The 24,551-nt window shown below is 71.6% G+C and carries 23 protein-coding genes; 13 read left to right on the top strand and 10 right to left on the bottom strand.

From position 1 onward, the window contains the following. The first annotated feature begins 63 nt into the window (after positions 1-63). Both ACGFI8_RS12530 and ACGFI8_RS12525 read left to right on the top strand, forming a co-directional pair. On the top strand, positions 64-4,440 hold the full coding sequence (locus ACGFI8_RS12530) for a HAMP domain-containing protein (protein ID WP_392803613.1): 4,377 nt from the start codon (positions 64-66) through the stop codon (positions 4,438-4,440). A gap of 46 nt (positions 4,441-4,486) precedes the next feature. Continuing rightward, on the top strand, positions 4,487-5,065 hold the full coding sequence (locus tag ACGFI8_RS12525; protein WP_392803611.1) for a two-component system response regulator: 579 nt from the start codon (positions 4,487-4,489) through the stop codon (positions 5,063-5,065). A gap of 27 nt (positions 5,066-5,092) precedes the next feature. Here the strand turns inward: ACGFI8_RS12525 and ACGFI8_RS12520 are convergent, their stop codons facing one another. Beyond that, positions 5,093-5,416 (bottom strand): STAS domain-containing protein, encoded by a 324-nt coding sequence (locus ACGFI8_RS12520; RefSeq protein WP_392804082.1) that lies wholly within the window; start codon positions 5,414-5,416, stop codon positions 5,093-5,095. Between the two features lie 100 nt (positions 5,417-5,516). On the opposite strand from ACGFI8_RS12520, the gene hemL reads away from it, so the two are divergent. From hemL to ccsB, 6 genes are read left to right on the top strand one after another with little or no spacing between them, the layout of a single operon-like run. Further along, positions 5,517-6,857, top strand: coding sequence for a glutamate-1-semialdehyde 2,1-aminomutase (gene hemL, locus ACGFI8_RS12515; protein ID WP_392803609.1), 1,341 nt, complete (start codon positions 5,517-5,519; stop codon positions 6,855-6,857). After that, complete coding sequence (locus ACGFI8_RS12510; protein ID WP_392803607.1) at positions 6,854-7,498, top strand: histidine phosphatase family protein; 645 nt, start codon at positions 6,854-6,856, stop codon at positions 7,496-7,498. Before hemL ends, ACGFI8_RS12510 begins: the two co-directional genes overlap by 4 nt. A gap of 1 nt (position 7,499) precedes the next feature. Then, positions 7,500-8,042 (top strand): TlpA family protein disulfide reductase, encoded by a 543-nt coding sequence (locus tag ACGFI8_RS12505; RefSeq protein ID WP_392803605.1) that lies wholly within the window; start codon positions 7,500-7,502, stop codon positions 8,040-8,042. Then, positions 8,039-8,788, top strand: coding sequence for a cytochrome c biogenesis CcdA family protein (locus tag ACGFI8_RS12500; protein ID WP_392804080.1), 750 nt, complete (start codon positions 8,039-8,041; stop codon positions 8,786-8,788). Before ACGFI8_RS12505 ends, ACGFI8_RS12500 begins: the two co-directional genes overlap by 4 nt. Then, positions 8,788-10,359 carry a cytochrome c biogenesis protein ResB gene (locus tag ACGFI8_RS12495; RefSeq protein ID WP_392803603.1) on the top strand — a complete coding sequence of 524 codons (1,572 nt, stop codon included), beginning with the start codon at positions 8,788-8,790 and terminating at the stop codon, positions 10,357-10,359. Before ACGFI8_RS12500 ends, ACGFI8_RS12495 begins: the two co-directional genes overlap by 1 nt. Further along, positions 10,359-11,357: a c-type cytochrome biogenesis protein CcsB gene (gene ccsB / locus ACGFI8_RS12490; RefSeq protein WP_392803602.1), complete on the top strand. Its 999-nt coding sequence runs from the start codon at positions 10,359-10,361 to the stop codon at positions 11,355-11,357. The genes ACGFI8_RS12495 and ccsB overlap by 1 nt, the downstream gene beginning before the upstream one ends. Positions 11,358-11,372: 15 nt before the next feature. Here ccsB and ACGFI8_RS12485 read toward each other — a convergent pair whose 3' ends face one another. The 8 genes from ACGFI8_RS12485 to ACGFI8_RS12450 form a co-directional block, all read right to left on the bottom strand. Further along, the gene (locus ACGFI8_RS12485; RefSeq protein ID WP_392803600.1) at positions 11,373-11,813 is read right to left on the bottom strand and encodes an oxygenase MpaB family protein; all 441 of its coding nucleotides are present in this window, start codon (positions 11,811-11,813) and stop codon (positions 11,373-11,375) included. A 15-nt stretch (positions 11,814-11,828) separates the two neighbouring features. Further along, the gene (locus ACGFI8_RS12480) at positions 11,829-12,506 is read right to left on the bottom strand and encodes a hypothetical protein (RefSeq protein WP_392803598.1); all 678 of its coding nucleotides are present in this window, start codon (positions 12,504-12,506) and stop codon (positions 11,829-11,831) included. 99 nt (positions 12,507-12,605) lie between these two features. Further along, the gene (locus ACGFI8_RS12475) at positions 12,606-13,823 is read right to left on the bottom strand and encodes an ABC transporter permease (protein ID WP_392803596.1); all 1,218 of its coding nucleotides are present in this window, start codon (positions 13,821-13,823) and stop codon (positions 12,606-12,608) included. After that, the gene (locus ACGFI8_RS12470; RefSeq protein WP_392803595.1) at positions 13,820-14,554 is read right to left on the bottom strand and encodes an ABC transporter ATP-binding protein; all 735 of its coding nucleotides are present in this window, start codon (positions 14,552-14,554) and stop codon (positions 13,820-13,822) included. Before ACGFI8_RS12470 ends, ACGFI8_RS12475 begins: the two co-directional genes overlap by 4 nt. A gap of 1 nt (position 14,555) precedes the next feature. Next, positions 14,556-15,779 (bottom strand): efflux RND transporter periplasmic adaptor subunit, encoded by a 1,224-nt coding sequence (locus tag ACGFI8_RS12465; protein ID WP_392803593.1) that lies wholly within the window; start codon positions 15,777-15,779, stop codon positions 14,556-14,558. 36 nt (positions 15,780-15,815) lie between these two features. Continuing rightward, positions 15,816-17,429, bottom strand: a complete 1,614-nt coding sequence (locus tag ACGFI8_RS12460) for a sensor histidine kinase (protein ID WP_392803591.1) — start codon at positions 17,427-17,429, stop codon at positions 15,816-15,818. Continuing rightward, entirely contained in the window at positions 17,426-18,157 is a 732-nt protein-coding gene (locus ACGFI8_RS12455; RefSeq protein ID WP_392803589.1) for a response regulator transcription factor, read from the bottom strand. The genes ACGFI8_RS12460 and ACGFI8_RS12455 overlap by 4 nt, the downstream gene beginning before the upstream one ends. Positions 18,158-18,168: 11 nt before the next feature. After that, positions 18,169-19,383, bottom strand: coding sequence for an efflux RND transporter periplasmic adaptor subunit (locus ACGFI8_RS12450; protein ID WP_392803587.1), 1,215 nt, complete (start codon positions 19,381-19,383; stop codon positions 18,169-18,171). 190 nt (positions 19,384-19,573) lie between these two features. Between ACGFI8_RS12450 and ACGFI8_RS12445 the strand changes: the two genes are divergently transcribed. The 5 genes from ACGFI8_RS12445 (at position 19,574) to ACGFI8_RS12425 (ending at position 23,597) form a co-directional block, all read left to right on the top strand. Then, on the top strand, positions 19,574-20,122 hold the full coding sequence (locus ACGFI8_RS12445; RefSeq protein ID WP_392803586.1) for a hypothetical protein: 549 nt from the start codon (positions 19,574-19,576) through the stop codon (positions 20,120-20,122). A 472-nt stretch (positions 20,123-20,594) separates the two neighbouring features. After that, positions 20,595-20,774, top strand: a complete 180-nt coding sequence (locus ACGFI8_RS12440) for a hypothetical protein (RefSeq protein ID WP_392803584.1) — start codon at positions 20,595-20,597, stop codon at positions 20,772-20,774. A gap of 137 nt (positions 20,775-20,911) precedes the next feature. Further along, the gene (locus ACGFI8_RS12435) at positions 20,912-21,604 is read left to right on the top strand and encodes a response regulator transcription factor (RefSeq protein ID WP_392804078.1); all 693 of its coding nucleotides are present in this window, start codon (positions 20,912-20,914) and stop codon (positions 21,602-21,604) included. Beyond that, the gene (locus tag ACGFI8_RS12430; RefSeq protein ID WP_392803582.1) at positions 21,597-22,958 is read left to right on the top strand and encodes a histidine kinase dimerization/phospho-acceptor domain-containing protein; all 1,362 of its coding nucleotides are present in this window, start codon (positions 21,597-21,599) and stop codon (positions 22,956-22,958) included. The genes ACGFI8_RS12435 and ACGFI8_RS12430 overlap by 8 nt, the downstream gene beginning before the upstream one ends. Before the next feature lie 9 nt (positions 22,959-22,967). Then, entirely contained in the window at positions 22,968-23,597 is a 630-nt protein-coding gene (locus tag ACGFI8_RS12425; protein ID WP_392803580.1) for a hypothetical protein, read from the top strand. Positions 23,598-23,717: 120 nt separating this feature from the next. On the opposite strand, the gene ddaH is transcribed toward ACGFI8_RS12425, so the two are convergent. Beyond that, complete coding sequence (gene ddaH / locus ACGFI8_RS12420; RefSeq protein ID WP_392803579.1) at positions 23,718-24,521, bottom strand: dimethylargininase; 804 nt, start codon at positions 24,519-24,521, stop codon at positions 23,718-23,720. Between the last annotated feature and the right edge of the window lie 30 nt (positions 24,522-24,551).

Here is a 24,551-nt window from a genome sequence, read left to right as displayed (position 1 = left end):
CAATCCAACCTGAAGGACGACGATGGGTGGACACCGCCTGCCCCCGACACCGGTGGAGACGTTATGACCACAGTCGAAGAAGTCACCCAGAAGAGTCCGGAAACACTGCTGCTGGAGGAGCTGTCTTCGGCGCTCGACCGATTGACGGCCGGCGATCTCAAGATCCGGTTGAGCCGGCGCGATGGGCTGCCTGGGGAGGTGGTCGAGCGCTTCAACCGGCTGGCGGAGATGAAGCAGCGGCACACGCGAGAGGTGCTGCGCATCAGCCGGGTCGTCGGGCGCGAGGGTCGCATGACCGAGCGGCTCGACGAGGAGGGCTTCGAGGGCGCCTGGCTGGACCGCATCCACGCGGTCAACTCGCTCATCGACGACCTGGGACGCCCGACCACGGAGATCGCCCGCGTGATCGTGGCGGTGGCCGAGGGCGACCTGTCGCAGCAGCTGGCGCTGGAGATCGACGGGCGGCCGCTGCGCGGCGAGTTCATGACGATCGGCCGCACGGTGAACACCATGGTCGACCAGCTCTCGTCGTTCGCCGACGAGGTCACCCGGGTGGCCCGCGAGGTCGGCACCGAAGGCAAGCTCGGCGGCCAGGCCCAGGTCACCGGCGTCGCCGGCACCTGGCGTGACCTCACCGACTCGGTGAACTCGATGGCGGCCAACCTGACCGGCCAGGTCCGGTCGATCTCGACGGCGGCGACGGCCGTGGCGCGCGGCGACCTGTCGCAGAAGATCACGGTGAGCGCGAAGGGCGAGGTCGCCGAGCTGGCGGAGACGATCAACTCGCTGGTCGACACGCTGCGGATCTTCGCCGAGCAGGTGACCCGGGTGGCCCGCGAGGTCGGCACCGAAGGCAAGCTCGGCGGCCAGGCCGACGTGCCGGGCGTGGCCGGCACCTGGAAGGACCTCACCGACAACGTCAACTCGATGGCGTCCAACCTGACCAGCCAGGTCCGCAACATCGCCCAGGTCGCCACCGCCGTGGCCCGCGGCGACCTGTCGCAGAAGATCACCGTCGCGGCGCAGGGCGAGATCCTGGAGCTCAAGGACACCGTCAACACGATGGTCGACCAGCTCTCCTCGTTCGCCGACGAGGTCACCCGCGTGGCCCGCGAGGTCGGCACCGAGGGCAAGCTCGGCGGCCAGGCCCAGGTCACCGGCGTCGCCGGCACCTGGCGAGACCTCACCGACAACGTCAACTTCATGGCGTCCAACCTGACCAGCCAGGTCCGCAACTTCGCCCAGGTCTCGACGGCGGTGGCGCGCGGCGACCTGTCGCAGAAGATCACGGTCGACGCCCGCGGCGAGATCCTCGAGCTCAAGTCCACCGTCAACACCATGGTCGACCAGCTCTCCTCCTTCGCCGACGAGGTCACCCGCGTGGCCCGCGAGGTCGGCACCGAAGGCAAGCTCGGCGGCCAGGCCCAGGTCACCGGCGTCGCCGGCACCTGGCGAGACCTCACCGACAACGTCAACTTCATGGCGTCCAACCTGACCAGCCAGGTCCGCAACATCGCCCAGGTCGCCACCGCCGTGGCCCGCGGCGACCTGTCCCAGAAGATCACGGTCGACGCCCGCGGCGAGATCCTCGAGCTCAAGTCCACCGTCAACACCATGGTCGACCAGCTCTCCTCCTTCGCCGACGAGGTCACCCGCGTGGCCCGCGAGGTCGGCACCGAAGGCAAGCTCGGCGGCCAGGCCCAGGTGCGGGGCGTCGCCGGCACCTGGCGGGACCTGACCGACAACGTGAACTTCATGGCGTCCAACCTGACCGCCCAGGTCCGCAACATCTCCCAGGTGGCGACGGCGGTGGCCCGCGGCGACCTGTCGCAGAAGATCACCGTCGACGCGCAGGGCGAGATCCTGGCTCTGAAGTCGACGGTGAACACGATGGTCGACCAGCTCTCCTCCTTCGCCGACGAGGTCACCCGCGTGGCCCGCGAGGTCGGCACCGAGGGCAAGCTCGGCGGCCAGGCCCAGGTGAAGGGCGTGTCGGGCACCTGGCGCGACCTGACCGGCAACGTCAACTCGATGGCGTCCAACCTCACCAGCCAGGTCCGCAACATCGCCCAGGTGACCACGGCGGTGGCCCGCGGCGACCTGTCCCAGAAGATCACGGTCGACGCGCACGGCGAGATCCTCGAGCTCAAGAACACCGTCAACACGATGGTCGACCAGCTCTCGTCGTTCGCCGACGAGGTCACCCGCGTGGCCCGCGAGGTCGGCTCGGAGGGCAAGCTCGGCGGCCAGGCCCAGGTGCGCGGCGTCTCCGGCACCTGGCGCGACCTCACCGAGAACGTCAACCAGCTCGCCTCGACGCTGACCACCCAGCTGCGCGCCATCTCGCAGGTGTCCACGGCGGTGACCCGAGGCGACCTGACCCAGCGGATCGCCGTGGAGGCGCTCGGCGAGGTGGCCGAGCTCAAGGACAACATCAACCAGATGATCGTGACCCTGCGCGAGACCACCAAGAAGAACGCCGAGCAGGGCTGGCTCGACTCCAACCTGGCCCGCGTCGGCGGCCTGCTGCAGGGCCAGCGCGACCTCGGCGAGGTCTGCCGCATGATCATGGCCGAGGTGACGCCCCTGGTCGACGCCCAGATCGGCACGTTCTTCCTGTCCGGCGCCGACGCCGAGAGCGGGCTGCGGCTGCGTCTCGAGGCTTCGTACGGCTTCGTGGCCCCCGGCACCGACATCAGCTTCGCCCCCGGCGAGGGGCTGATCGGGCAGGCGTCGCTCTCGCGCCGGGCGATCCGGGTGAAGGCCGCGCCGGACGGCCGCCTGCAGGTGCGCTCCGGCCTCGCCGAGACCCCGCCGACCGACCTGGTCGTGCTGCCCGTGCTGTTCGAGGGCGAGCCGCTCGGCGTAATCGAATTCGGCAGCGTGTCGCCGTTCAGCGACCTGCACCTGGCGTTCCTCGACCGGCTCGTGGTCACGATCGGCGTGGCGCTCAAGACGATCCTCGCCAACCGGCGCACCGAGGAGCTGCTGTCGCAGTCCCAGCGGCTGGCCCTCGAGCTGCAGGACCAGTCGGCGGAGCTGCAGCGCACCAACGCCGAGCTCGAGGAGAAGGCGACGCTGCTGTCGGAGCAGAAGGGCAACATCGAGAAGCAGAACCGCGAGATCGAGATGGCGCGCCTCGGCCTGGAGGAGAAGGCGCAGCAGCTCGCGCAGGCCTCGCAGTACAAGTCGGAGTTCCTGGCCAACATGAGCCACGAGCTGCGGACCCCGCTCAACTCGATGCTGCTGCTGTCCCGCCTGCTCGCCGACAACCCGGACAGCAACCTGACCGCCCGGCAGATCGAGTTCGCCGCGACGATCCACAACGCCGGCTCCGACCTGCTCGCGCTGATCGACGACATCCTGGACCTGTCGAAGATCGAGGCCGGCCGGATGGACGTCGAGCCGGGCGAGGTCTCGTTCGAGGAGATCCGGGCGTACGTCGAGCAGGCCTTCGCCCCGCAGGCCGAGGACAAGGGCCTCGACTTCACCGTGGTGGCCGACCCCGCGCTGCCCCCGGCGATCGTCACCGACCCCCAGCGGCTGCAGCAGATCCTGCGCAACCTCATCTCCAACGCGGTGAAGTTCACCGACCACGGCTCGGTGACGCTGACCATCGGGGTCGCGCCGGCCGGGCTCGTCTTCTCCGCGCCGACGCTGGCCGGCGCCCGCCGCGTGATCCAGTTCGCGGTCTCCGACACCGGCATCGGCATCTCCGACGACAAGGTGGCGCTGATCTTCGAGGCGTTCCAGCAGGCCGACGGGACGACGAGCCGCAAGTACGGCGGCACGGGGCTCGGCCTGTCGATCAGCCGCGAGCTGGCCCGCCTCCTCGGCGGCGCGATCGGCGTGACCTCCGAGATCGGGAGCGGGGCCACCTTCACGCTGTATCTGCCGGACGTCATCGCGACCGAGGTGATGCCGGCCATCCACCCGGTCCCGGCCCAGCCGCAGTCCCTGTCGCCGTCCGGCCGTCAGCTGCCCGCCGCCCCGGCGATGCTGCGCTCGCTGGGGACGCCGGAGCGCCGCCCCACGGCCGCGGCCCACCAGCTCGACGGCGCCACGGTGCTCATCGTCGACGACGACGTGCGCAACGTGTTCGCCCTGACCAGCGCGCTCGAGCTGCACGGGATGACGGTGCTGTACGCCGACAACGGCACCGACGGCGTCCGGATCCTCTCCGAGCACCCCGGCGTGGACATCGTGCTGATGGACGCGATGATGCCCGACCAGGACGGCAACGAGACGACCCGCGCGATCCGCCGCAACCGCCGCTTCGCCGACCTGCCGGTGGTGTTCCTGACCGCGAAGGCGATGCCCGGCGACCGGGAGTCGTCGCTGGCCGCGGGCGCGAGCGACTACATCACCAAGCCGGTCGACCTCGACGAGCTGCTTGACGTGATGGCCGCTTGGGTAAATGGAGAGGGTCGGGCGGTGTAGGTTGCCTCACGCGACACCGGGAGACTCTGCGAAGGGAGCGGCATCCTTGACTGGACCGGATCGGCCGGCGAAGGTGCTGCTCGTCGATGACCGGCGGGACAACCTGCTGGCCCTGGAGGCGATCCTGCAGGGCCTGCCGGTGCAGACCGTCGGCGCCGACAGCGGCGAGGACGCGCTCAAGTGCCTGCTCGTCGACGACTTCGCGTTGATCCTCCTCGACGCCCAGATGCCGACGATGGACGGCTTCGAGACGGCCCGGCACATCAAGCGCCGCGAGCGCACGCGCCACGTGCCGATCATCTTCCTCACGGCCGCCGACCGGGACTCGCATCTCGCGCTGCGCGGCTACGCCGCCGGGGCCGTGGACTACCTGACCAAGCCGTTCGATCCGTGGGTACTGCGCGCGAAGGTCTCCGTCTTCGTCGAGCTCTGGACGATGACGCAGCAGCTGGCCGCCCAGTCGGAGCTGGTCCGGATGCGCGAGACGGAGCTGCGCCACGCCAGCGTGGCCGTCGACGAGGCGACCGCGCTGCTGAAGGGCGCCCTGGCCGCGGACGGCGAGCTGGGCCGCGAGCAGGTCGAGAAGGCGATGTCCGCCCTGGCGAAGGCCCGGGCCAAACTCTGACCGCCGGCCTCCGAAGCAGGCGGGGCGCTATGCCTCTTGGATCATCAGCGCGTTGCGCAGGCCGGTGATGTCCAGGACGCGGATCAGGAAGGCGCCCACGTTGACCAGGACCAGATAGCTCTGCGCCAGGGTCGCCTTGCGGCTGAGCACCACCAGCGTCCCGAGCCCCTGCGAATCGCAGAATGTCACCCCGGCCATGTCCAGCACGACCCGTGCCGGGGGCTCGTTCAGCACGTCGTCCACGGCCGCGGCCAGCCGCGGCACCGTCGACATGTCGATCTCGCCCGTCAGCGACACCACGGTTTCGGTCGGGGTGCGGTGTACGGAAACGGAGAGATCGGGGCGATCCACCGCCACAGCCTATATCTGACCGGCCCCGCAGTGGTGTCGGGCACACGGGCGCGAGGGCCGCGCGTCGCCAGTCTGGCGAGGCTGTCAGAATGGGCAGGCTGTGACCGATTTTGACGCCGCCGGTCTCGGCCCGCACGCGGGTGACGCGCCGGCATCGCAGGCCCTGTTCGACCGTGCCCAGGCCATTGTGCCGGGTGGGGTGAATTCACCTGTCCGGGCCTTCCGGGCGGTGGGTGGCACCCCGCGCTTCATGGTCAGCGGCTCCGGCTGCTGGCTCACCGACGCCGACGACCGGCGCTACCTCGACCTGGTCTGCTCGTGGGGGCCGCTGATCCTCGGCCACGCGCACCCCGAGGTCGTCGCGGCGATCACCGCCGCGGCCGCGCGCGGCACCAGCTTCGGCACGCCGACGCCCGGCGAGGTCGCGCTCGCCGAGGAGATCGTCGCGCGCACGCCCGTCGACCAGGTGCGCCTGGTCAACTCCGGCACCGAGGCGACGATGAGCGCCCTGCGGCTGGCGCGCGGGTTCACCGGACGGCCGAAGGTGGTCAAGTTCTCCGGCTGCTACCACGGGCACGTCGACGCGCTGCTGGTCGCGGCCGGCTCCGGGGTGGCCACGCTCGCGCTGCCCGACTCGCCCGGCGTGACGGGCGCGGCGGCCGGCGACACGCTGGTGCTGCCGTTCAACGACGTCGCCGCGGTCGAGGCGGCCTTCGAGGCCCACGGGGACCAGATCGCCGCGGTCATCACCGAGGCGGCGGCCGGCAACATGGGCGTCGTCGCCCCGCGCGACGGGTTCAACGCGAAGCTCGCCGAGGTCGCGCACCGCCACGGCGCGCTGCTCATCCTCGACGAGGTCATGACCGGCTTCCGGGTCAGCCGCTCCGGCTGGGCGGGGCTCGAGCCGGTGGACGCGGATCTGTACACGTTCGGCAAGGTCATGGGCGGCGGCATGCCGGCCGCGGCGTTCGGCGGGCGCGCCGAGATCATGGGGCGGCTGGCCCCGGCCGGCCCGGTGTACCAGGCCGGGACCCTCTCCGGAAACCCGCTGGCCTGTGCCGCGGGCCTGGCGACGCTGCGCCTGGCCACCCCGGAGGTCTACGCCCGCCTGGATGCGACCGCGGTCACGGTCGGCAAGCTCGCCTCCGAGGCGCTTTCCTCCGCGGGTGTACCGCACGTGCTGTCCTCCGCCGGCAACATGTTCTCGATCTTCTTCACCGACCGGCCGGTGCACTCGTTCGCCGACGCGCAGACGCAGGACGTGGGCGCGTTCCGGGCCTTCTTCCACGAGATGCTCTCCCGCGGCGTGTATCTCCCGCCGAGCGCGTACGAGTCCTGGTTCGTCTCCACGGCGATCGACGACGAGGGGCTCTCGGTGCTCGAGGCGGCGCTGCCCCACGCGGCGCGGGCCGCGGCGCAGGCTGGGACCCCGCGGGCATGAAGACCGTCGTTCACATGCTGCGCCACGGCGAGGTGTACAACCCCGACAAGGTGCTCTACGGCCGCCTCCCCGGCTTCCGCCTCTCCGAGCTCGGCGTACAGATGGCCAAGGCCGCGGCCGAGTCGGTGGCCGGCCGCGACGTCACCTACCTGGTGGCGAGCCCGCTGGAGCGCGCCCAGCAGACCGCCGAGCCCTTCGCCGAGCAGCTCGGCCTGACGACCGCGATCGACGACCGGCTGATCGAAAGCGCCAACTTCTTCGAGGGCAAGCGGGTCGGCGTGGGTGACGGCGCGCTGCGCGACCCACGCAACTGGTGGGTGCTGCGCGACCCGGTGACCCCGTCCTGGGGTGAGGCGTATACGGCGATCGCGGCGCGCATGTTCGCCGCGCTGATGGCGGCCCGCGAGGCGGCGGAGGGGCATGAGGCCCTCTGCGTCTCGCACCAGTTGCCCATCTGGACCCTGCGCCGGCACGTGGAGAAGAAGCGGCTGTGGCACGACCCGCGCCGCCGCGAGTGCTCCCTGGCCAGCCTGACCAGCTTCCACTTCGAGGACGCCAAGATCGTCGGTATCGGGTACTCCGAGCCGGCCGCCCACCTCGTGGCGCTCTCCGCCTCGGCCCGCCAGGCCAAGGGGGCATGACGTGCGCCGCCTCCTCGCCGCCGTCGCGGTGACCGTGACCCTGCTGGCGCTCGCGGCCTGCGGCGGCAGCGCGCCGAAGAACGCGCTCGGCAGCCGCCAGATCGGGGTCGCCGACCGGGTCGCGGCGCCCGCGATGCGCGGCGAGCTCATGAACGGCGGCGGCCGGTTCGACCTGTCCCAGCACAAGGGCCAGGTCGTGGTCGTGAACTTCTGGGCCTCGTACTGCGCGCCGTGCCGCACGGAGGCGCCCGAGCTGGAGAAGGTGCTCGCCGCCACGAAGGACCAGGGCGTCGCCTTCATCGGCGTCAACGTCCACGACCAGCGCGACCCGGCCAACGCCTACCTGGCCGACATCAAGCCCACGTACGGCAGCATCTTCGACCCGTCCGCCTCGCTCGCGCTGGAGTTCGACGTGCCGCCCAACTCGATCCCGGCCACGCTGGTGATCGACAAGGCCGGCCGGATCGCCGCCGTCATACGCTCCGAGGTCGACCAGCGGCTGCTCGAACCGGTCGTCCGCGACCTGCTGGCCGAACGGTCCTGAGGATGGACTTCGGCAGCATCACCGCGGACGGACCCCTGCTGGGTGCGATGGCGGTGGCCGTGCTCGCCGGGCTGGCCAGCTTCCTGTCGCCCTGCATCCTGCCCCTGGTGCCGGGCTACCTCTCCTACGTGACCGGCCTGGCCGGCGCCGACCTCGACTCGGGTCAGCGCCGCGGCCGGGTGCTCGCCGGCGTCGGGCTCTTCATCGCCGGCTTCAGCGTGGTGTTCATCGCGCTCATCGTGCTCGCCACCCGCGCCGCGATGTCGGTAGCGCTGCACCGCCGGCTGGTCGAGGTGATCGCCGGCGTGGCCGTGATCGTGCTGGGCCTGGCCTTCATGGGCCTGGTGCCGGGCCTGGAGCGGCAGTGGCGCATCCGGCGGCTGCCGGCGGCCGGCCTCATCGGCGCGCCGGTCTTCGGCATGGTGTTCGCACTGTCCTGGGCGCCGTGCACCGGCCCGACGCTCGGCGCCGTGATCGCGCTCGGCTCGACCAGCGGCTCGCAGGCGCGCGCGGTCACGCTGGCCGTCGCGTACTCGCTGGGCATCGGCATCCCGTTCATCGCCGTCGGGCTGGGCTTTCAGCGGCTCATCGGGGTCGTCAAGTTCATCCGCCGCAACAGCCGCTGGGTGACCCGCGTCGGCGGCGCGCTGCTCGTGCTGGTCGGGCTCGCCCTGGTGACCGGCGTCTGGAGTTCCCTCATGATCGCGCTGCAGGCCAACATCGGGCCCGGATCGGTGCCGATCTGATGCGCTGGCTCTATCACACCGCCGTGGCCGTGAGCCGGCGCGCCTGGCGCCAACTGACCAGCATGCGCACCGCGCTCGTGCTGCTGTTCCTGCTCGCCGTGGCGGCGATCCCCGGCTCGGTGCTGCCCCAGCGCAACGTGTCGCCGGAGAAGGTCCGGACCTATCTGGACACGCACCGGCAGTGGGGGCCGACGCTCGACCGGCTCTTCTTCTTCGACGTGTACGGATCGCCGTGGTTCTCGGCGATCTACCTGCTGCTGTTCGTCTCGCTGGTCGGCTGCCTGGTGCCGCGGTTCCGCTCGCACATCACGGCGCTGGTGAAGCGGCCGCCGAAGGCTCCGAAGCACCTCGACCGGCTGCCCGCGCACGCCACGCTGCCCGGCCCGGCCACGCCGGAGACCGCCGAGCGCATCCGCCGGGTCCTGAAGCAGCGGCGGTTCCGCACGGCCGTGCGGCAGGACGGCGACGTCACCGAGATCTCGGCCGAGAAGGGCTACCTCAAGGAGACCGGCAACCTGGTCTTCCACTTCGCGCTGCTGTCGCTACTCATCGGCGTCGCGTACGGCTCGTGGTTCGGCTGGCACGGCAACCGCCTGCTGGTGCAGGGTGACGACTTCGCGTTCTGCAACACGCTGCTCAACTACGACGAGCACGCCCTGGGCGCGCAGGTCGGCGAGAACGACCTGCCCCGCTTCTGCCTGCGCCTGGACAAGTTCACCGCGACCTACCTGCCCAGCGGCCAGCCGGTCACGTACAAAGCCGACGTGAACGTCAAGCAGAACGGGCGCGAGAGCGAGAAGCTGCTGCAGGTCAACGACCCGCTGCGGCTCGACGGCGCGAACGTGTCGCTGCTCGGCCACGGATACGCGCCGATCCTGAAGTACACCGACAAGTACGGCAAGTCGTCGGTCAACGTGGCGCCGTTTCTGCCGAGCGACAAACTGCTCACGAGCAACGGCGTGGCGACCTTCCCGGACGTCAACATCAACCCGGAGACGCGCACCCGCGACGAGAAGTCGCAGGTCGGGTTCTCCGGCGTCTACGTGCCCACGCTCCCGTCCGACCCGTCGGTGAACTCCTCGGCGTTCCCGGCCGAGAACGACCCGAGGATCATGCTGCAGGCGTACCGCGGGGTGCTGGGCTTCGACGCCGGCGCGCCGCTGTCGGTGTACACGCTGGACACCCGCCAGATCGAGGCCGGCCGGCTCACGAAGTTCGGCGCCCCGATGGCGCTCAAGCCCGGCCAGACCGGCACCCTGCCGGACGGCACGACGGTCGAGTTCGCCGGCACGGTCCAGTGGATCAGCATCTCGATCCGCCACGACCCGGGCCAGCCGATCGTCCTCGGCGGCGCGGTCGCGCTGCTGGTCGGCCTGCTGGGCTCGCTGAGCGGCAAGCGCCGCCGGGTCTTCTTCCGCATCGCGCCCACCGGCGTCACGGCGGGCGGCCTGCCCCGCAGCGACTACCCCGGCTTCGCCGACGAGTTCGACGAGATCGTGCGCGCGGCCGCCCCTGCCGCGAGCGTCCCGCAGCAGGTGCCGCAGACTGAGAACGTCGAGGAGGTTGTGTGATGGGTGGGCTGTCCAACCAACTGCTGGTCGTCACGATCTTTTGCTACGTGCTCGCGATGATGGCGTACGCGATCGAGTACGCCTTCGGCGGCCGCAGTCTGGTCGCGCGCGCGGCGATGCGCGCGGCGGTCCCCGCCGCCGTCCCGGTCGGCGTCGGCGCGGGCGGCTCGCTCCCCCCGGCCGACCTGACCGAGATCCCCGAGAGCCCGGCGACCCTCCCGGAGGCGTCGGAGCGCTCGAGCGGCGCGCACCGGGCCGGCGTGGCCGCGGTCGTGCTGACCCTGCTCGGCTTCGCGGCCCACCTCGGCGCCCTGGTCACGCGCGGCATCGCGGCGGAGCGCGCCCCGTGGGGCAACATGTACGAGTTCGTCATGACGGCCACCCTGGTCGGCGTGACGGCGTGGCTGGTCGTGCTCGTCAAATGGACCAACCTGCGCCACCTGGGCCTGTTCGTCACGATGGTCGCCGCGATCCTGCTGTCGATCGCCGGCATGACCCTCTACGTCCAGGTCGGCCCGCTGGTCCCCGCCCTGCACTCGTACTGGCTGGTCATCCACGTCGGCGCCGCCTCGGTCGCGTCGGGCACCTTCCTGGTCGGCTTCGTGTCCGCCGCGATGCACCTGATCCGCTCGGGTCACGACGCCGGCAAGACCCGCTTCCCGTACTCCCTGGGCCAGCGCCTCCCGGAGGCCGCCGCGCTGGAACGCGTGACGTTCCGCGTCCACGCCTTCGGGTTCCCGATCTGGACCTTCGGCGTCATCGCGGGCGCCATCTGGGCCGAGGCCGCCTGGGGCCGCTACTGGAACTGGGACCCGAAGGAGGTCTGGTCCTTCGTCGCGTGGGTCGTCTACGCCTGCTACCTGCACGCCCGCTCAACCCCGAGCGTGAGCCGCCGCCTGACGAGCTGGATCGCCGTGGTCGGCTGGGCGACGATGCTGGTCAACCTGTTCGGCGTCAACCTGGTCGCCAACGGCCTGCACTCCTACGCCGGCGTCTGATCGGATCGGCCGCCGCTACCGCGCGGCCCCGTGCACCGCGACGTCATCGGCGCCGGCTGAACCACGGCGGGTCCGCGGGGTGATCGGCACGGCGCGGGGCGGCAGCCGTCGCACGACGCCGCGGCGCACGCGCAGCGCGGCGAGCACCAGGGCCCGGGCCGGCGCGGGTGGCGTCCGCAGCCCGACGGCGGCGCGCGTCGCCGGGGCGAGCAGGGTAGCGATCACCGGGCCCACCAGCGGGCGCAGCCACGGGCGGACTCGCGCGCGGGCCATCGCCAGCGTGCGGTCGCTGCACACGCGGCCCGCGGGGGTGTAGGCGAAGCCGGCCTCGCAGCGCTCGAGGTAGGCGGCCAGCCCGGCGTAGTCGCGCGGCAGGTCCGGGACGCCCATGCGGCGGCCCAGCTCGGCGTAGAAGGTGACGAGCGCGGCCCCGCCGAGCGTAAGAGGCGTCCCCAAACGAGAAAGGCGCTGCTACTTCGTCTTCGTGATCGACGTGGCGGTGACGGAGCCGTCGGCGCTCTGGCCCTGGACGGTGACCGTGGAGCCCGCGGTCAGGTCCTTCAGCGCACCGGGCGTCGAGACCGTCGTCGTGTCGCTGGTCTTGACGATGACCGTGTTGCCGTCCGCGGTCTCGATGTACACCGTGGTGCCGTCGACGAGCTTGACCGTGCCGGTGACGCCGCCACGGGTGCCGCCCCCGGTGCCGGTGCCGCCGTTGCCGCCGCCCGGGAAGCCCTGACCGCCTCCTGGGAAGCCCTGACCGCCGCGGTTGGCGAAGGCGCTCGCCAGGGCGGCCGGGTTGGCCCCGCCGGGGGTCGCCGCGGCCGGGGCGGTGCCGTAGCTCTTCTGCACCTGAGCGCCCCCGACGAAGCCGGCGACCACGAGCGCCAGGCCGGCCAGGACGTACGTGGCGCGGTTGGCCAGGCGCCGGGGCGCGGCCTTCGAGAGCCGGTCGTTGAGGTCGTCGTCGAGCGCCGGATCCGCGAGCAGATCCGGCTCATCCGGTACCACCGAAATATCCGAAAAATCGGGCACCGGCAGCATCTCCGTGTCCGCGTCGGCGTCCACGTGCGGCGGACGGCTGTACGGGGAGGAGTCGACGGACGGGTGCGCGTCCGGACGGCGGAAGGGCGAAGCGGCGTGGGTCACGGAAAACTCCTCGTCGACTGCCGCGCGGGTGGGACCGGGCCGCGGTGCCCGCGGGGAGTCGGGCACCGCGACCAGGACCCGCCCACACGGAGGCTGGTGTCACTCATAACGAAGGGCCTCGATGGGGCGGAGCCCCGCCGCCCGGCTGGCCGGGTAGCTGCCGAAGAACAGGCCGATCGCCACCGAGAAGCCCAGCGCGAGGGCGACCGAGCTCGGCACGATGACCGGCTTGATGCTGACGATCGTGAACTGGCTGCCGATGACCGCGGCGAGCACGCCGAGCAGGCCGCCGATGACCGAGAGCACCGTCGCCTCCACCAGGAACTGGGTGAGGACGGTGCGCTTCGGGGCGCCGAGCGCCTTGCGGATGCCGATCTCGCGGGTCCGCTCGGTGACGGTCACCATCATGATGTTGGTGATGCCGATCCCGCCGACCAGGAGGCTGATCCCGGCGACGGCGCCGAGCAGCAGCGTGAACGTCTGCGCGGTGTTCGCCCGGGTCTCCAGCAGCTGCGACTGATTGAGGATCCGGTACGCCGAGTTCGCCGACGAGCCGCTGATGTTGAGCTTCTCGTTGAGGATCGCCGTGATCTCCGCCTGCGCCGCGCTGACCGTGTCCGGCGAGGTGGCCTGCACGAGGAGCTGGTTCAGCGAGCCGTACCCGGTCAGCGACTCCTGCACCGCGCTCACCGGCGCCATGGCGACGTCGTTGGGGTCGTTGAAGCCGCTGCCGCCCTTCTCGGCGAGCACCCCGACGACGGTGAAGAGCTTGCCGGAGACGGTGATCTGCTTGGACAGCGGGTCGACGTTGCCGAAGAGCTCCTCGGCGACGGTCGAGCCGATCACGACGACCTTGCGGGACTCCTTGACGTCGTCGTCGGTGAAGAGCGCGCCCTTGGCGATCTTGAAGTTGGACGCGCCGACATATCCCGGATAGGTACCGACGAACTGCAGGATGGTGTGATCGGTGCCCTCGTAGGTCGCCGACTGCGACCCGTTGACCACCGGCGACACGCTCTTGACGTGCGGCGCCTCGTCCTTGTTCTCCAGCGCCGGCACGAGGTCCATGCTCAGCGCCGTGTTCTGCGTCGACGCGGCACCGCGGGCCCCGCCGCCGCCACCGGCCGTCACGGTCAGCGTGTTGGTGCCCAGCGACTCGATCTGCTGCTGCACCGCCTGCGCGGAGCCGTTGCCGACCGCGACGAGCAGGATGACGGCCGCCACGCCGATGAGGATGCCCAGCACGGTGAGGCTGGAGCGGAGCTTGTTCGCGGTGATCGCGCGAAGCGCGAAGCGGATGGTCTCGAAGATGTTCACTTCAGCCGCTCATCCTGGACGATGCGTCCGTCGACCAGCCTGATCAGTCGCTTCGCGCGCTCCGCGACGTCCGGCTCGTGGGTGATCAGCACGATGGTCCGGCCCGAGTGGCTGAGCCGGTCGAACACGGCCAGCACGTCGTTGGTGGACTGGGTGTCGAGGTTGCCGGTCGGCTCGTCGGCGAGCACCAGGGCCGGCGCGGTGACCAGCGCCCGGGCGACCGCGACGCGCTGCTGCTGGCCGCCGGAGAGCTGGTTGGGCTCGTGGTCCTCGCGGTCGGCCAGGCCGACCATGCCCAGCGCCGCCCGGGCCCGGCGGCGCCGCTCGGCCCCCTTCACGCCGGCGTAGGCGAGCGGCAGCTCGACGTTGGCCAGCGCGGTGGTGCGGGCGATGAGGTTGAACGCCTGAAACACGAACCCGATCCGCCGGTTGCGCACCAGGGCGAGCTGGCGGTCGGTGAGCCGGCTGACGTCGACGCCGTCGAGCAGGTACCGCCCGGTCGTCGGGATGTCGAGACAACCCAGGATGTTCATCAGCGTCGACTTGCCGGAGCCGGACGAGCCCATGATCGCGACGTAGTCGCCGCGCTCGACGGTGAGCGTCACGCCCCGCAGGGCGTGCACCTCGGTCTCGCCCTGCCCGTAGATCTTCTTGACGTTGCGGATGTCCAGCACCGGCTTCACGGCCGGCCCCGGCCAGGCACCCGCCTCGGCGATCGTCTCCACACTCATGTCAGTTGCCCCTACGAACCACGCCGCCGCCACCGCCCGGGAAGTTGCCACCGCCGCCGCCGGGGAAGTTGCCGCCGCCGGGGAACTGCTGGATGTTGGGGCCCGAGGTCGACGTGCTCGTCGTCGTGGTGATCACGACCTGGTCGCCGGCCTGCAGCCCGGACTTGACCTCGACGAAGCCGCCGCCGGTGATACCGACCTCGACCTGCCGGTCCTCGTTCTGCCCGTTGACCTGCACCGTGACCGTGCGCTGGCCGCCGGCGGTGCGCAGCGCCGTGCTCGGGATGCGCAGCACGTTCTGCGCCTCGGCGACCGTCACCACCGCGGTCGTGCTCTGCCCCAGCCGTACACCGGCGGGAAGGGAGTCCAGCGTGATCACCACCGCGTAGGAGTTGACGTTGTTGCTGGTCGTGGCCGTGGGCGAGATGGTGCTGACCTTGCCCGTCGCCCGCGTGCCGCTCAGCGCGCTCCACGTGATGTCGGCGGTCTGGCCCGCCTTGAGCTTGGTCGCGTCCGCCTCGGCGAAGCTCGCGTCGATCTGCATCGTCGACAGGTCCGCCAGCTGGATGAAGCCGCTGCCGGAACCCGAGCCGGAACCGGCGCCGGACGAGCCGTTGCTGCCGCCCCCGCCGCCCGACGAGGACGAGCCGGACGACGACGAGCCGACCGCGCCGTTGACCGCGGTGACGGTGCCGGCGATCGGCGCCGTCAGCACCGTGCCGTTGACCGTCGCCTGCGCCGAGGTGACGTTGGCCTGCGCGGTGGCGACCTGCGCCTCCGCGGAGGTGATCGTGGCGTCGTCGGCGCTGTTGTTCTGGTCGCGGGTCAGCGCGGCCTTCGCCGCGTTGAGGTTGGCCTTCGCGGTGTCCAGCGCGGCCTGCGCGGCGGTCGGGTCGACCTTCGCCAGCGTCTGGCCCTTGGTGACGACGTCGCCGACCTTCACGTCGACCTCGGTCACGGTGCCGGAGGTGGTGAAGTTGGCGTTGGCCGTGGAGGCGCTCGCCACCGAGCCGGACGCGGAGACGGTCTGCGAGACCGTGCCCTGCGTGACGGAGACGATGCGGGTGCGCGTGGTGGTCGTCCCCGTGTCGGCGCTGGCGGCCGGTCCGCTGATGATCTGGTACGCCCAGAAGGCGCCACCGGCCGCGGCGAGCACGAGCACGGTGTTCACGAGGGTCACGGAGTTGAGCCGTGGCCGGCGCAGAGACGGCAGCGACAAACGCATGAGGGGAATGGTCGTGGGCGTCGCTCGGAGCGACCCTCAGCGAACCTCGGAGTTCCCTCGGAATCCGGTTGCCCGCTTTTCAACGGATTCGTCCGAGGCCTCATCGAGTGCGTCATCGAGGTCGATGTCCGCCGCGTCGGCGGCGTATTCGTCCTCGTCGTCGCCGTCGTCGAACTCCGGCATGTCCAGGGCCGGCAGCAGTACCCGGAACGTCGCACCCTGCCCGGGCGCGGTCCACAGCTCGACGCGCCCGCGGTGCGCCTGCACGATCGACGCGACGATCGACAGCCCGAGGCCGGCGCCGCCGGTGCGCCGCGAGCGGGAGCTCTCCGCGCGGTACAGCCGCTCGAAGACGCGCACCGCGTCCTCCGGCCGCATCCCGGGCCCGGTGTCGGTGACCTCGATGGCGCCCAGCGCGACGCCCTCGGGCAGCACAGCGCCGACCGTCGCGATCGGCAGCATCTTCGGCGGCCCGGCGCGGCCGACCCGGACCACGATCCGGGTGTCCTCCGGCGTGTGCTGCAGCGCGTTGCTGATCAGGTTGGCCACGACCTGGCGCAGGCGCGCCTCGTCGCCCTCCACGGTCACCGGCTCGAAGGTCACCGAGCGCTCGTCGAGCGCGGCGAGCTGCACGAACCGGGTCGGCACCCGCACGTGCGCGTCGCGCACCGCGTCGGCGGCGACGGCGAGCAGGTCGACGGGGTGCTGCTGCAGCGGGCGCTCCTCGTCGAGCCGGGCCAGAGTCAGCAGGTCGTTGACGAGCAGCCGCATCCGGCTGACCTCGGCGTCGATGCACTCCATCGCCTCGTCGAGAGCCGGACCCGGCGGGGCGCCGCCCCGGCGGTACAACTCGGCGAACCCCTGAACGCTGGTGAGCGGCGTCCGCAGCTCGTGCGCGGCGTCGGCGAGAAACTGCCGGAGCCGCCGCTCCGAGGCGGAGCTTTCGTCGACCGCCCCCTCGATGCGGGTCATCATCGTGTTGAGCGCGATGCCGAGCCGCCCCGACTCGGTGTGCGAATCGGCGTCGTCGACGCGCCGGGACAGGTTGCCGGCGGCGATGTCGGCCGCTGCCTCCTCCATCCGGGTCAGCGGCGCCAGCCCGACGCGCACCAGCGTCGCGGTGGCGAGGCCGACGAGGATCAGCAGCGCCGCGCTGACCCCGGAGGTGTACTGGACCATCTGCTCCCGCGTCGCCTTGACGTCGGCGAGGGAGATGGCGAACGCCCAGTAGCCGGCCCCGTTCGGCGCCAGGAAGACCCGGACCCGCCACTGCGCCTTCGGCCCCTCGACGGTGAACGGCTCGGAGCGCGTCGCGCGCTCCTCGATGTCGCCGAACAGCTTGGGGTCGACCAGCGGCATCTCGGTGTTCTCCAACGCGCCGTCGGCGTTGAAGCGGTAGATCTGGAAGTCCGGGCCGGGCGAGAACACGCCCTCGGGCCGCTTGTTCTGCGCCGTGTATTGCGTCGCGCCGTTCACCGGCCGCACGCGTGGCGGGGCCATGAGCTGCTGGTCGACGCGCTGCATGAGGTACCAGTTGAGCAGCAGCACGCCGATGACGTTGGCGACGATCAGGGCTACCGCGGCGATGGACACGACGGAGACGACGATCCTGGTGCGGACCGTCCAGTGTCTCCACGGCCGCAGCGTCACGCCTCGGTTCTCGGCAATCGCAGCGCGTAGCCGACGCCGCGCACCGTGTGGATCAGCGGCGGGTCCCACTTGTCGATCTTGCGACGCAGGTAGTACACGTAGGACTCGACGATCCGCCCGTCGCCGCCGAAGTCGTAGTTCCAGACGCGGTCGAGGATCTGCGCCTTGCTCACCACGCGGCCCGCGTTGGTCAGCAGATACCGCAGCAGGTTGAACTCGGTCGGCGACAGGTCCACCCGGTTGCCGCCGCGGCGCACCTCGTGCGCGTCCTCGTCCATCTCCAGGTCGGCGTAGCGCAGCACGCCGCCGTCGACGAGCTGCTGCTGCTCGCCCAGGCTGCGGCGCAGGATCGCGCGGATCCGCAGCACGACCTCCTCGAGGCTGAACGGCTTGGCGACGTAGTCGTCGGCGCCGACCGTGAGCCCGGAGATGCGGTCCTCGACCGAGTCCCGCGCGGTCAGAAACAGCACCGGCACCGGCCGCCCGCTGGTGCGCAGCCGCTGCGCGACCTCGAAGCCGTCCAGGTCGGGCATCATCACGTCGAGCACGACGAGGTCCGGGCCGTACTCCGCGGCCGCGGCCAGTGCCTCGCGCCCGCCGGTCGCCACCCGCACCTCGAAGCCGGTCAGCCGCAGCGTGGCCGACAGCAGGGCGCGGATGCTCGCCTCGTCGTCGACGACGAGGACCTTCGGCTGGCGTTCGGTCGTCTGGGACACGGTTACGGGCATCGGCTCCATCGTCACTGACCCGCCGTCAGGATCTCGTCGCCTTGGGCAAGTCCGCTCTTGATCTCGGTGTTGACGTCGCCGCGCAGCCCGGTCTCGACGGCTCGCTCCTCGTCCTTGCCGTTGACCCGCACCGTCACATAGCCGTTGTGCACGGCGGTGGAGGGCACCGAGAGCACGTCGTCCACGGACGCGGTGACTACAGCGACAGTAGCGCTCTGACCGTACAGGAGCGTATCGGGCACCTTGTCGAAGGAGATCAGGGCCGCGTACCGCACGAGGCGGTTGGACACCGTGCCGGCGGGATCGATCTGCATGACCTTCCCGTCGTACTTCGAGCTGACGTCGTTCGGCAGCGTGATCGTCGAGACCTGGCCGACCTGCAGGTGGGCCACCTCGGCCTCGGTGAACTGCGCCGTGACGACCACGTCGCCGGCGCCGGCCAGCGTGATGACGCTGGAGCCGGCCTGGCTGCCGACGCTGCCGTTGACCGCGAGGATCTTGCCGCCGACGGGCGCCGTGATGACGGTGCCGGCGAGCTTGGCGTTGGCCTGGGTCAGGGAGAGCCGGGCGTTGTTGAGCCGCTGCTGGGCGTTCATCAGGTTGTCGCTGGTCGACTGGATCTGGTTGGACCGGTTCTGCGCGGCGTTCTGGGTGCCGGAGCCCCCCTGGGTGCCGTTCCCGCCGTTCCCACCGTTCCCGCCGTTCTGCCCGGTGCCGCCCTGCGGGGTGCCCGCTTGCGTGCCGCCGCTCTGTGCGCCACCGCTCTGGGTGCCACCGCCTGGGGTGCCGCCCGTGGTGCCGCCGGCGGCGCGGGAGGTGGCGGTCGACGGCGTCGGGTTCGCCGTCGGCAAGGCGAGCGCGGCATCGTGCGCCTGCTGGGCGCGGTCCAGCGAGTCCTGGGCGCTGGAGACGTTCTGCGAGGCCTGGTCGACCGCGTCCTGCGCGGACGAGGCGTCGATCTTCGCGAGCACCGCCCCGGCGGCGACCACGTCGCCGGCCTTGACGTTGAGCTCGGTGAGCGTGCCGTTCGACGTGAAGCCGAGGCTGCGGCTCGCCAGCGCCTGCACCGTGCCCGAGGCGGACACCGTGGTACTCACCTGACCACGCGTCACCTTCACGGTGCTGACCTTCACCGGAGCCGGCTTGTCGTCGCCGGTCAGCACGACCGCCGTCACGGCCGCGGCCGCGAGCACGGCGGCGCCTCCGGCCAGCCACCACACCTTCATGGGTCAGTAGTTCAGCCGGTTCTCCTCCCGGCTACCTTGGCCGGACCTCAAAGTTCCCTGAGAGCCGCGGGCCGGGTGGACGGCCGGGCAATTCGCCGCATACCCCAGCGGATCACCCCGCCGGTTGTGAGGCAATTTTGAGGTTCGGTCGACTTCGCGTCGAGGTTGGCGCCGTTCCATCACACGAGTGATGAACAAGCGGATCAGTGGCGCCGCGCTCGCGCTCGCCGCGGTGGCCCTCTTCGCCGCCGCCTGCGGCTCCTCCGACGACAAGGCTCCGGCCGCCGCGGGCGAGTCCGGCGGCAGCGACTACGCGTCGTGCCTGCGCAACAACGGCATCGACCTCCCGCAGTTCAACGCGTCGAACCGCCCGACGGCCCGCCCGTCCGGCTTCCCGACCAACCGCCCCTCCGGCGAGCCCCGCCCGTCGGGCGGCGGCTTCCGCGGTGGCGGCCCCGGCGGCTTCTTCGGCACGGCCGCCCCGAACGGCGTCGATCAGCAGACCTGGGAGAAGGCGCAGAAGGCGTGCGAGGCGCTGCGCCCGACGGCGTTCCCGGGCGGCGGCAACGGCAACGGCGGCGGGGGTGGTCGCGAGGCGGCGTACCGCAACTGCCTCACCGAGCACGGCGTCACCGTGACCGGCCCGACGGACCAGCTGGACACCGCGGACGCGAAGGTCGCCGCGGCGATGCAGGCCTGCGCACCGCTGAAGCCCAGCCCGCGGCCGGCGGCCTCCTGACCCGGCTCTGCTTCGACCGGCCCTCCTGTAGCCCGGGCGTTCGTGCTCTCCGCCGACGCTCGTCTCGGCCGCCCGCCCGGGCGGTCGCCGGACTCGACGGGACCCCTCCGTCGGGTCACTGCGCCCGGCGACCGCCCGGTCGGGCCTTCGGACTCGACGGTCCGCTCCCGGCGGGTCACCGGGAAGCCGGATCGCCGGTGGGCCGTCCGGGCAGGTCGCCGCTCCACCGGCGGCTTGCTCGGGCGGCCCGCACCACACCACGAGCCGCACGACACCTCAAAGGTCCGGACCTCAACGCGACAAGGCGTGGCAGGCTTCACTCGCGGGTGCGTCGGCGTCGCACCCCCTGTGCGCCGGTCTTGCGGCCGCAACCAGGCGTAATCCTGACATCGTGGGAGTGTCGGGACGCCGCGGTCGCGAGATCGGCGCCGGAAATGCGTGTCGGTCCGCGAGGCGGGTCGTTGCCCACGGTATGGAAGCGCTGGACACCTTCTCGCGGACGTTCCTGCCGGCCACGGCGCTGGCGAAGCTGTCGGGCACCACGGTCGCCCGGCACGTCCAGGTGCTGCGCCGCTGCGCCGGGGACCGTGACGCGGTCGCCGTCGTCGCGCGCTGCACCACGCGAGGGCGGCGCCGCAACGTGCTCGCGTGATCGAGCCGGTCCGCCAGACCGTCCGGCACGCCGCGGTGGCTACCCGCCCCGAACTCCGCCTCGCATAGCAGCGCGAGCGATTCCCGAACACGCTCCGAACACTGGACGCGCGCCGCAACCGTCAAAATGGGACGGTGGTGGATCAGGGCAAGGGCCTGGTGCTCGTCGTCGAGGACGAGAAGCCGATCGCCGACCTGCTGCGGATGTACCTCGCCCGCGAAGGCTTCGGCGTGCACGTCGAGCACGACGGCACCGCCGGGCTCGCCGCGGCGCGCAAGCTCCGGCCGGTCGCGTGCGTGCTCGACATCGCGCTGCCCGGCAGAGACGGCATGGACGGCACCGAGATCTGCCGCCGGCTGCGCGAGGCCGGCGACTGGACGCCCGTGCTCTTCCTGACCGCCCGCGACGACGAGGTCGACCGCATCCTCGGCCTGGAGCTCGGCGGCGACGACTACGTGACGAAGCCGTTCAGCCCGCGCGAGCTGGTGTCCAGGGTGAAGGCGGTGCTGCGCCGCACGCAGGGGCCGCCCGACGTGGCGCAGGTGCGCACGGTCGGGCCGATCACGATCGACCCCGCGCGCCGGGAGTGCCGGGTCGACGGCGCGCCGGTGAGCCTGACGTCGACCGAGTTCTCCTTGCTGGCACACCTGATGGGCCGGCCCGGCCGGGTGTTCACGCGCGAGGAGCTGCTGGGCTCGGTATGGGGGTACGCCGCACACAGCGGCACCCGCACCGTCGACGTCCACGTGGCCCAGGTGCGCGGCAAGCTGGGCGGCGCGGCCGCGGTGATCCGCACCGTGCGCGGCGTCGGGTACACCGCCGATGCTTAGGTCGCTCGCCGCCCGCACCGCGCTTGTCACCTGCATCGTGGCGGTGGTGTCGGTCCTGGTCACCGCCGCGGTCGGCATCCCGCTGACCGCGACGCAGGCCAACCGCGACGCCCGCAAGCGGCTCGCCGACGACACCGCGCTCACCGCCGAGCTGATGCGGCCGCGGTTCAACAACACGCCCCGTATCACCGCCGACGAGGAGACGATCGCCAAGCGACTCGGTGCGCGCGGGATCGCGGTGTACCTCATCCACGCCGGTCAGGCCGACCGGGCGGGCCTGCCGGCCGGCACGGTCAAGTCGATCGCGGCCGGGCGCAACGTCGAGGTCCACCTGACCCGGGTCGGCGGCAAGCTCCAGCTCGTGGCCGGGCAGGCGATCGGCCGGGACGGCAACGGGGTCGTGCTCACCGAGCCCCCGCCCGGCGGCATCCTGGCCCGGTTCTTCAGCCAGCTGTGGATCGCCCTGCTGGCGGGCCTCGCCGCCGGGCTGCTCGCCGGGCCGCTGCTGGCCCGGCGGATCTCGAGGCCGATCCGCACCGTCGCCGCAGCGGCGAAGCGGCTCGGCGACGGCGACCGGACCGTCACGCTCTCGCCCGAGGGGCCGACCGAGGTCGCCGAGCTCGCGCATGCGGTCAACGGGCTCACCGCGGCGCTGGCCACGAGCGAGGGGCGGGAGCGGGAGTTCCTGCTGTCGGTGTCGCACGAGCTGCGCACGCCGCTGACCACGATCCGCGGGTACGCCGAGGCGCTCGCCGACGGCGTGGTCGGCGAGGAGGGCGCGCAGCGGGCCGGCAAGACGGTGCTCGACGAGGCCGAGCGGCTCGACCGGCTCATCGCCGACCTGCTCGTGCTGGCCCGGCTCGAGGCGGCCGACCTGCCGATCGAGATGGTCGAGGTGGACCTCACGCAGCTGCTCGCAACGGCCGCGGAGGCGTGGGGCGGGCGGATCGCGGCGGCCGGGCTGGTGCTGCGCACGGAGCTGCCGCCGTTTCCGGTCCCGGTGGTCACGGACCCGGGGCGGATCCGGCAGATCATCGACGGCCTGCTGGAGAACGCACTCCGCGTGGTACCGGCGCAGGCTCCTCTGGTCTTGGCTCTCTACACCGGCCCGTCGGCCGCGTGGCTGGAGGTCCGCGACGGCGGCCCGGGCTTCACCGACGAGGACCTCGCGGTGGCGTTCGAGCGTGGCGCCCTGTCGCGGCGCTACCAGGGCGTCCGCAAGGTGGGCAGCGGCCTCGGACTGGCGCTGGCCGCCCGGCTGTCCCGCCGGCTCGGCGCGCGTATCGACGCCGGCCACGCGCCCGAGGGAGGGGCCAAATTCACGGTGACGTTCCGGTTGAGCGCCATGCCATGATGCATGCCTATGCATACCTGGTGGATGGTCCTGGGGCTCGGCGGCGCCGGCGCGTCGCTGGGCATCCTGCTCGTCCAGGTGCTCTTCTGGCAGCGCCTGCGCCGGGTGGGCACCGATCCGGTGGGTGTCTTCACCCAGGGCGTGGCGCTGCGCTGGGTCGGCGTACCGCTGGCCGCCCTGCACGTGGCGCTGTTCCTGCTCCTGACGCGGCTGGACCAGCCGGGCTGGTGGCTCGGCGGCGTGGTCATGGTGCTGTCGGTCCCGGTGCGCCGGCTGCTCAACCTCAAGGCGATCGCGGTGATCGTGCGCGGGCTCGACTACGAGCACGGCCCCGTCGTCGACCGTGACGGCGCCCAGGTCGACGCGCAGTCCTACTGGCGCCTGGTCCGCAGCTGGTTCCGCCACGAGTACACCGGCCGCGGCGTCGGCGACGTGATCACCATCAAGATCCTCGTCCTGCTGGTCCACCTGTTGTTCTGGCCGCTGGCCGCGGTCGGCGCCCAGGCCTCGCACGTGCTGATGTGCCAGGACCCGGCCGACGCCCTGGGGCACTCGACCGACGGCCACGAGCGCCCGGGCGACGCCTATCGGGCGCTGGGCACGCCTTATGTCAGGTTTGCCGCACGGGAACCGAGGTAATCGGGCCGGTCGGCCCGATTCCGAGGAAGTTGGTCCAATCGTCGTGACGACGGCTCACGAGACGACGCGAACGAAAAGTCCGGCGACCGCGGCCACCGGACTTTTCGGATATTTCACGATTTAACCGCGCAACTCGGCGACGCAGCACTTCACGCTGCCGCCGCCCTTCTTCAGCTCCGTGAGCTCCACCGGCAGCGGCGTGTAGCCCGCCTCCCGCAGCCGCGCCGCGAGCGCCGTAGCCTCGCTGCTCAGCACCACGTTGCGCCCGTCGGACACGAGGTTGAGGCCGAACGCGAGCGCGTCCTCCTCCGTGGCGAGGATCGCCGACGGGAACAGCTGCCGCAGCACGCGGCGCGACGACTCCGAGAACGCGCCCGGGTAGTACACGACGTTCTCGTCGTCCAGCGGCGCGAGCGCCACGTCGAGGTGGTAGAAGCGCGGGTCGACCAAGCGGAGCGAGACCACCGGCCGGCCCAGCGCCTCCTGCGCCTCGGCGTGCGCGGCGACCTCGGTGCGGAAGCCGTGGCCGGCCAGCACCAGCCCGCCGAGCGCCCCGGGCAGGTAGGTGAAGTCGCCCTCGCCCTCGTTGGTCTCGGACGGCGTGACGAACCGCCAGCCGAGCGTGTCGTAGAAGCGGCGGTGCGCGGCGGCCTCGGCCATGCGCTGCGGGTACTTGAACCGCGCGCCGAACACGACGCCGTCGACCGAGAACGCGCCGTTGGCCGCGTAGACCATGTCCGGCAGGCCGATCTCCGGCGTCAGAACGTGGACCTCGTGGCCGAGGCGGACCAGCGTCTCGCGCAGGCCCTCCCACTGCTTCACGGCCAGCTCAGTGTCCACCGGAGTGTTGGTGTCCATCCAGGGATTGATCGCATACTCCACCACGAAGTGCTCGGGTGGCGACATCAGGTACGACCGCGTCACGAGATCAAACGGTAGATACCCTGTGTTTCA

Origin of the sequence: Dactylosporangium sp. NPDC048998, from assembly GCF_043197855.1 — a bacterium.
GTDB lineage: Bacteria > Actinomycetota > Actinomycetes > Mycobacteriales > Micromonosporaceae > Dactylosporangium.
The sequence above is the reverse complement of the archived record's forward strand: the minus strand, read 5'-3'. Positions and strand labels throughout refer to the sequence as shown.

What these genes read in the sequence shown, in the direction of transcription:
- ACGFI8_RS12470 (WP_392803595.1), bottom strand. Translation starts at nt 14,554, where the DNA reads ATGAGTGTGGAGACGATCGCCGAGGCGGGTGCCTGGCCGGGGCCGGCC.
- ACGFI8_RS12455 (WP_392803589.1), bottom strand. Translation starts at nt 18,157, where the DNA reads ATGCCCGTAACCGTGTCCCAGACGACCGAACGCCAGCCGAAGGTCCTC.
- ACGFI8_RS12445 (WP_392803586.1), top strand. Translation starts at nt 19,574, where the DNA reads ATGAACAAGCGGATCAGTGGCGCCGCGCTCGCGCTCGCCGCGGTGGCC.
- ACGFI8_RS12530 (WP_392803613.1), top strand. Translation starts at nt 64, where the DNA reads ATGACCACAGTCGAAGAAGTCACCCAGAAGAGTCCGGAAACACTGCTG.
- ACGFI8_RS12430 (WP_392803582.1), top strand. Translation starts at nt 21,597, where the DNA reads ATGCTTAGGTCGCTCGCCGCCCGCACCGCGCTTGTCACCTGCATCGTG.
- ACGFI8_RS12510 (WP_392803607.1), top strand. Translation starts at nt 6,854, where the DNA reads ATGAAGACCGTCGTTCACATGCTGCGCCACGGCGAGGTGTACAACCCC.
- ccsB (WP_392803602.1), top strand. Translation starts at nt 10,359, where the DNA reads ATGGGTGGGCTGTCCAACCAACTGCTGGTCGTCACGATCTTTTGCTAC.
- ACGFI8_RS12450 (WP_392803587.1), bottom strand. Translation starts at nt 19,383, where the DNA reads ATGAAGGTGTGGTGGCTGGCCGGAGGCGCCGCCGTGCTCGCGGCCGCG.
- ACGFI8_RS12465 (WP_392803593.1), bottom strand. Translation starts at nt 15,779, where the DNA reads ATGCGTTTGTCGCTGCCGTCTCTGCGCCGGCCACGGCTCAACTCCGTG.
- ACGFI8_RS12425 (WP_392803580.1), top strand. Translation starts at nt 22,968, where the DNA reads ATGCATACCTGGTGGATGGTCCTGGGGCTCGGCGGCGCCGGCGCGTCG.
- ACGFI8_RS12495 (WP_392803603.1), top strand. Translation starts at nt 8,788, where the DNA reads ATGCGCTGGCTCTATCACACCGCCGTGGCCGTGAGCCGGCGCGCCTGG.
- ACGFI8_RS12440 (WP_392803584.1), top strand. Translation starts at nt 20,595, where the DNA reads ATGGAAGCGCTGGACACCTTCTCGCGGACGTTCCTGCCGGCCACGGCG.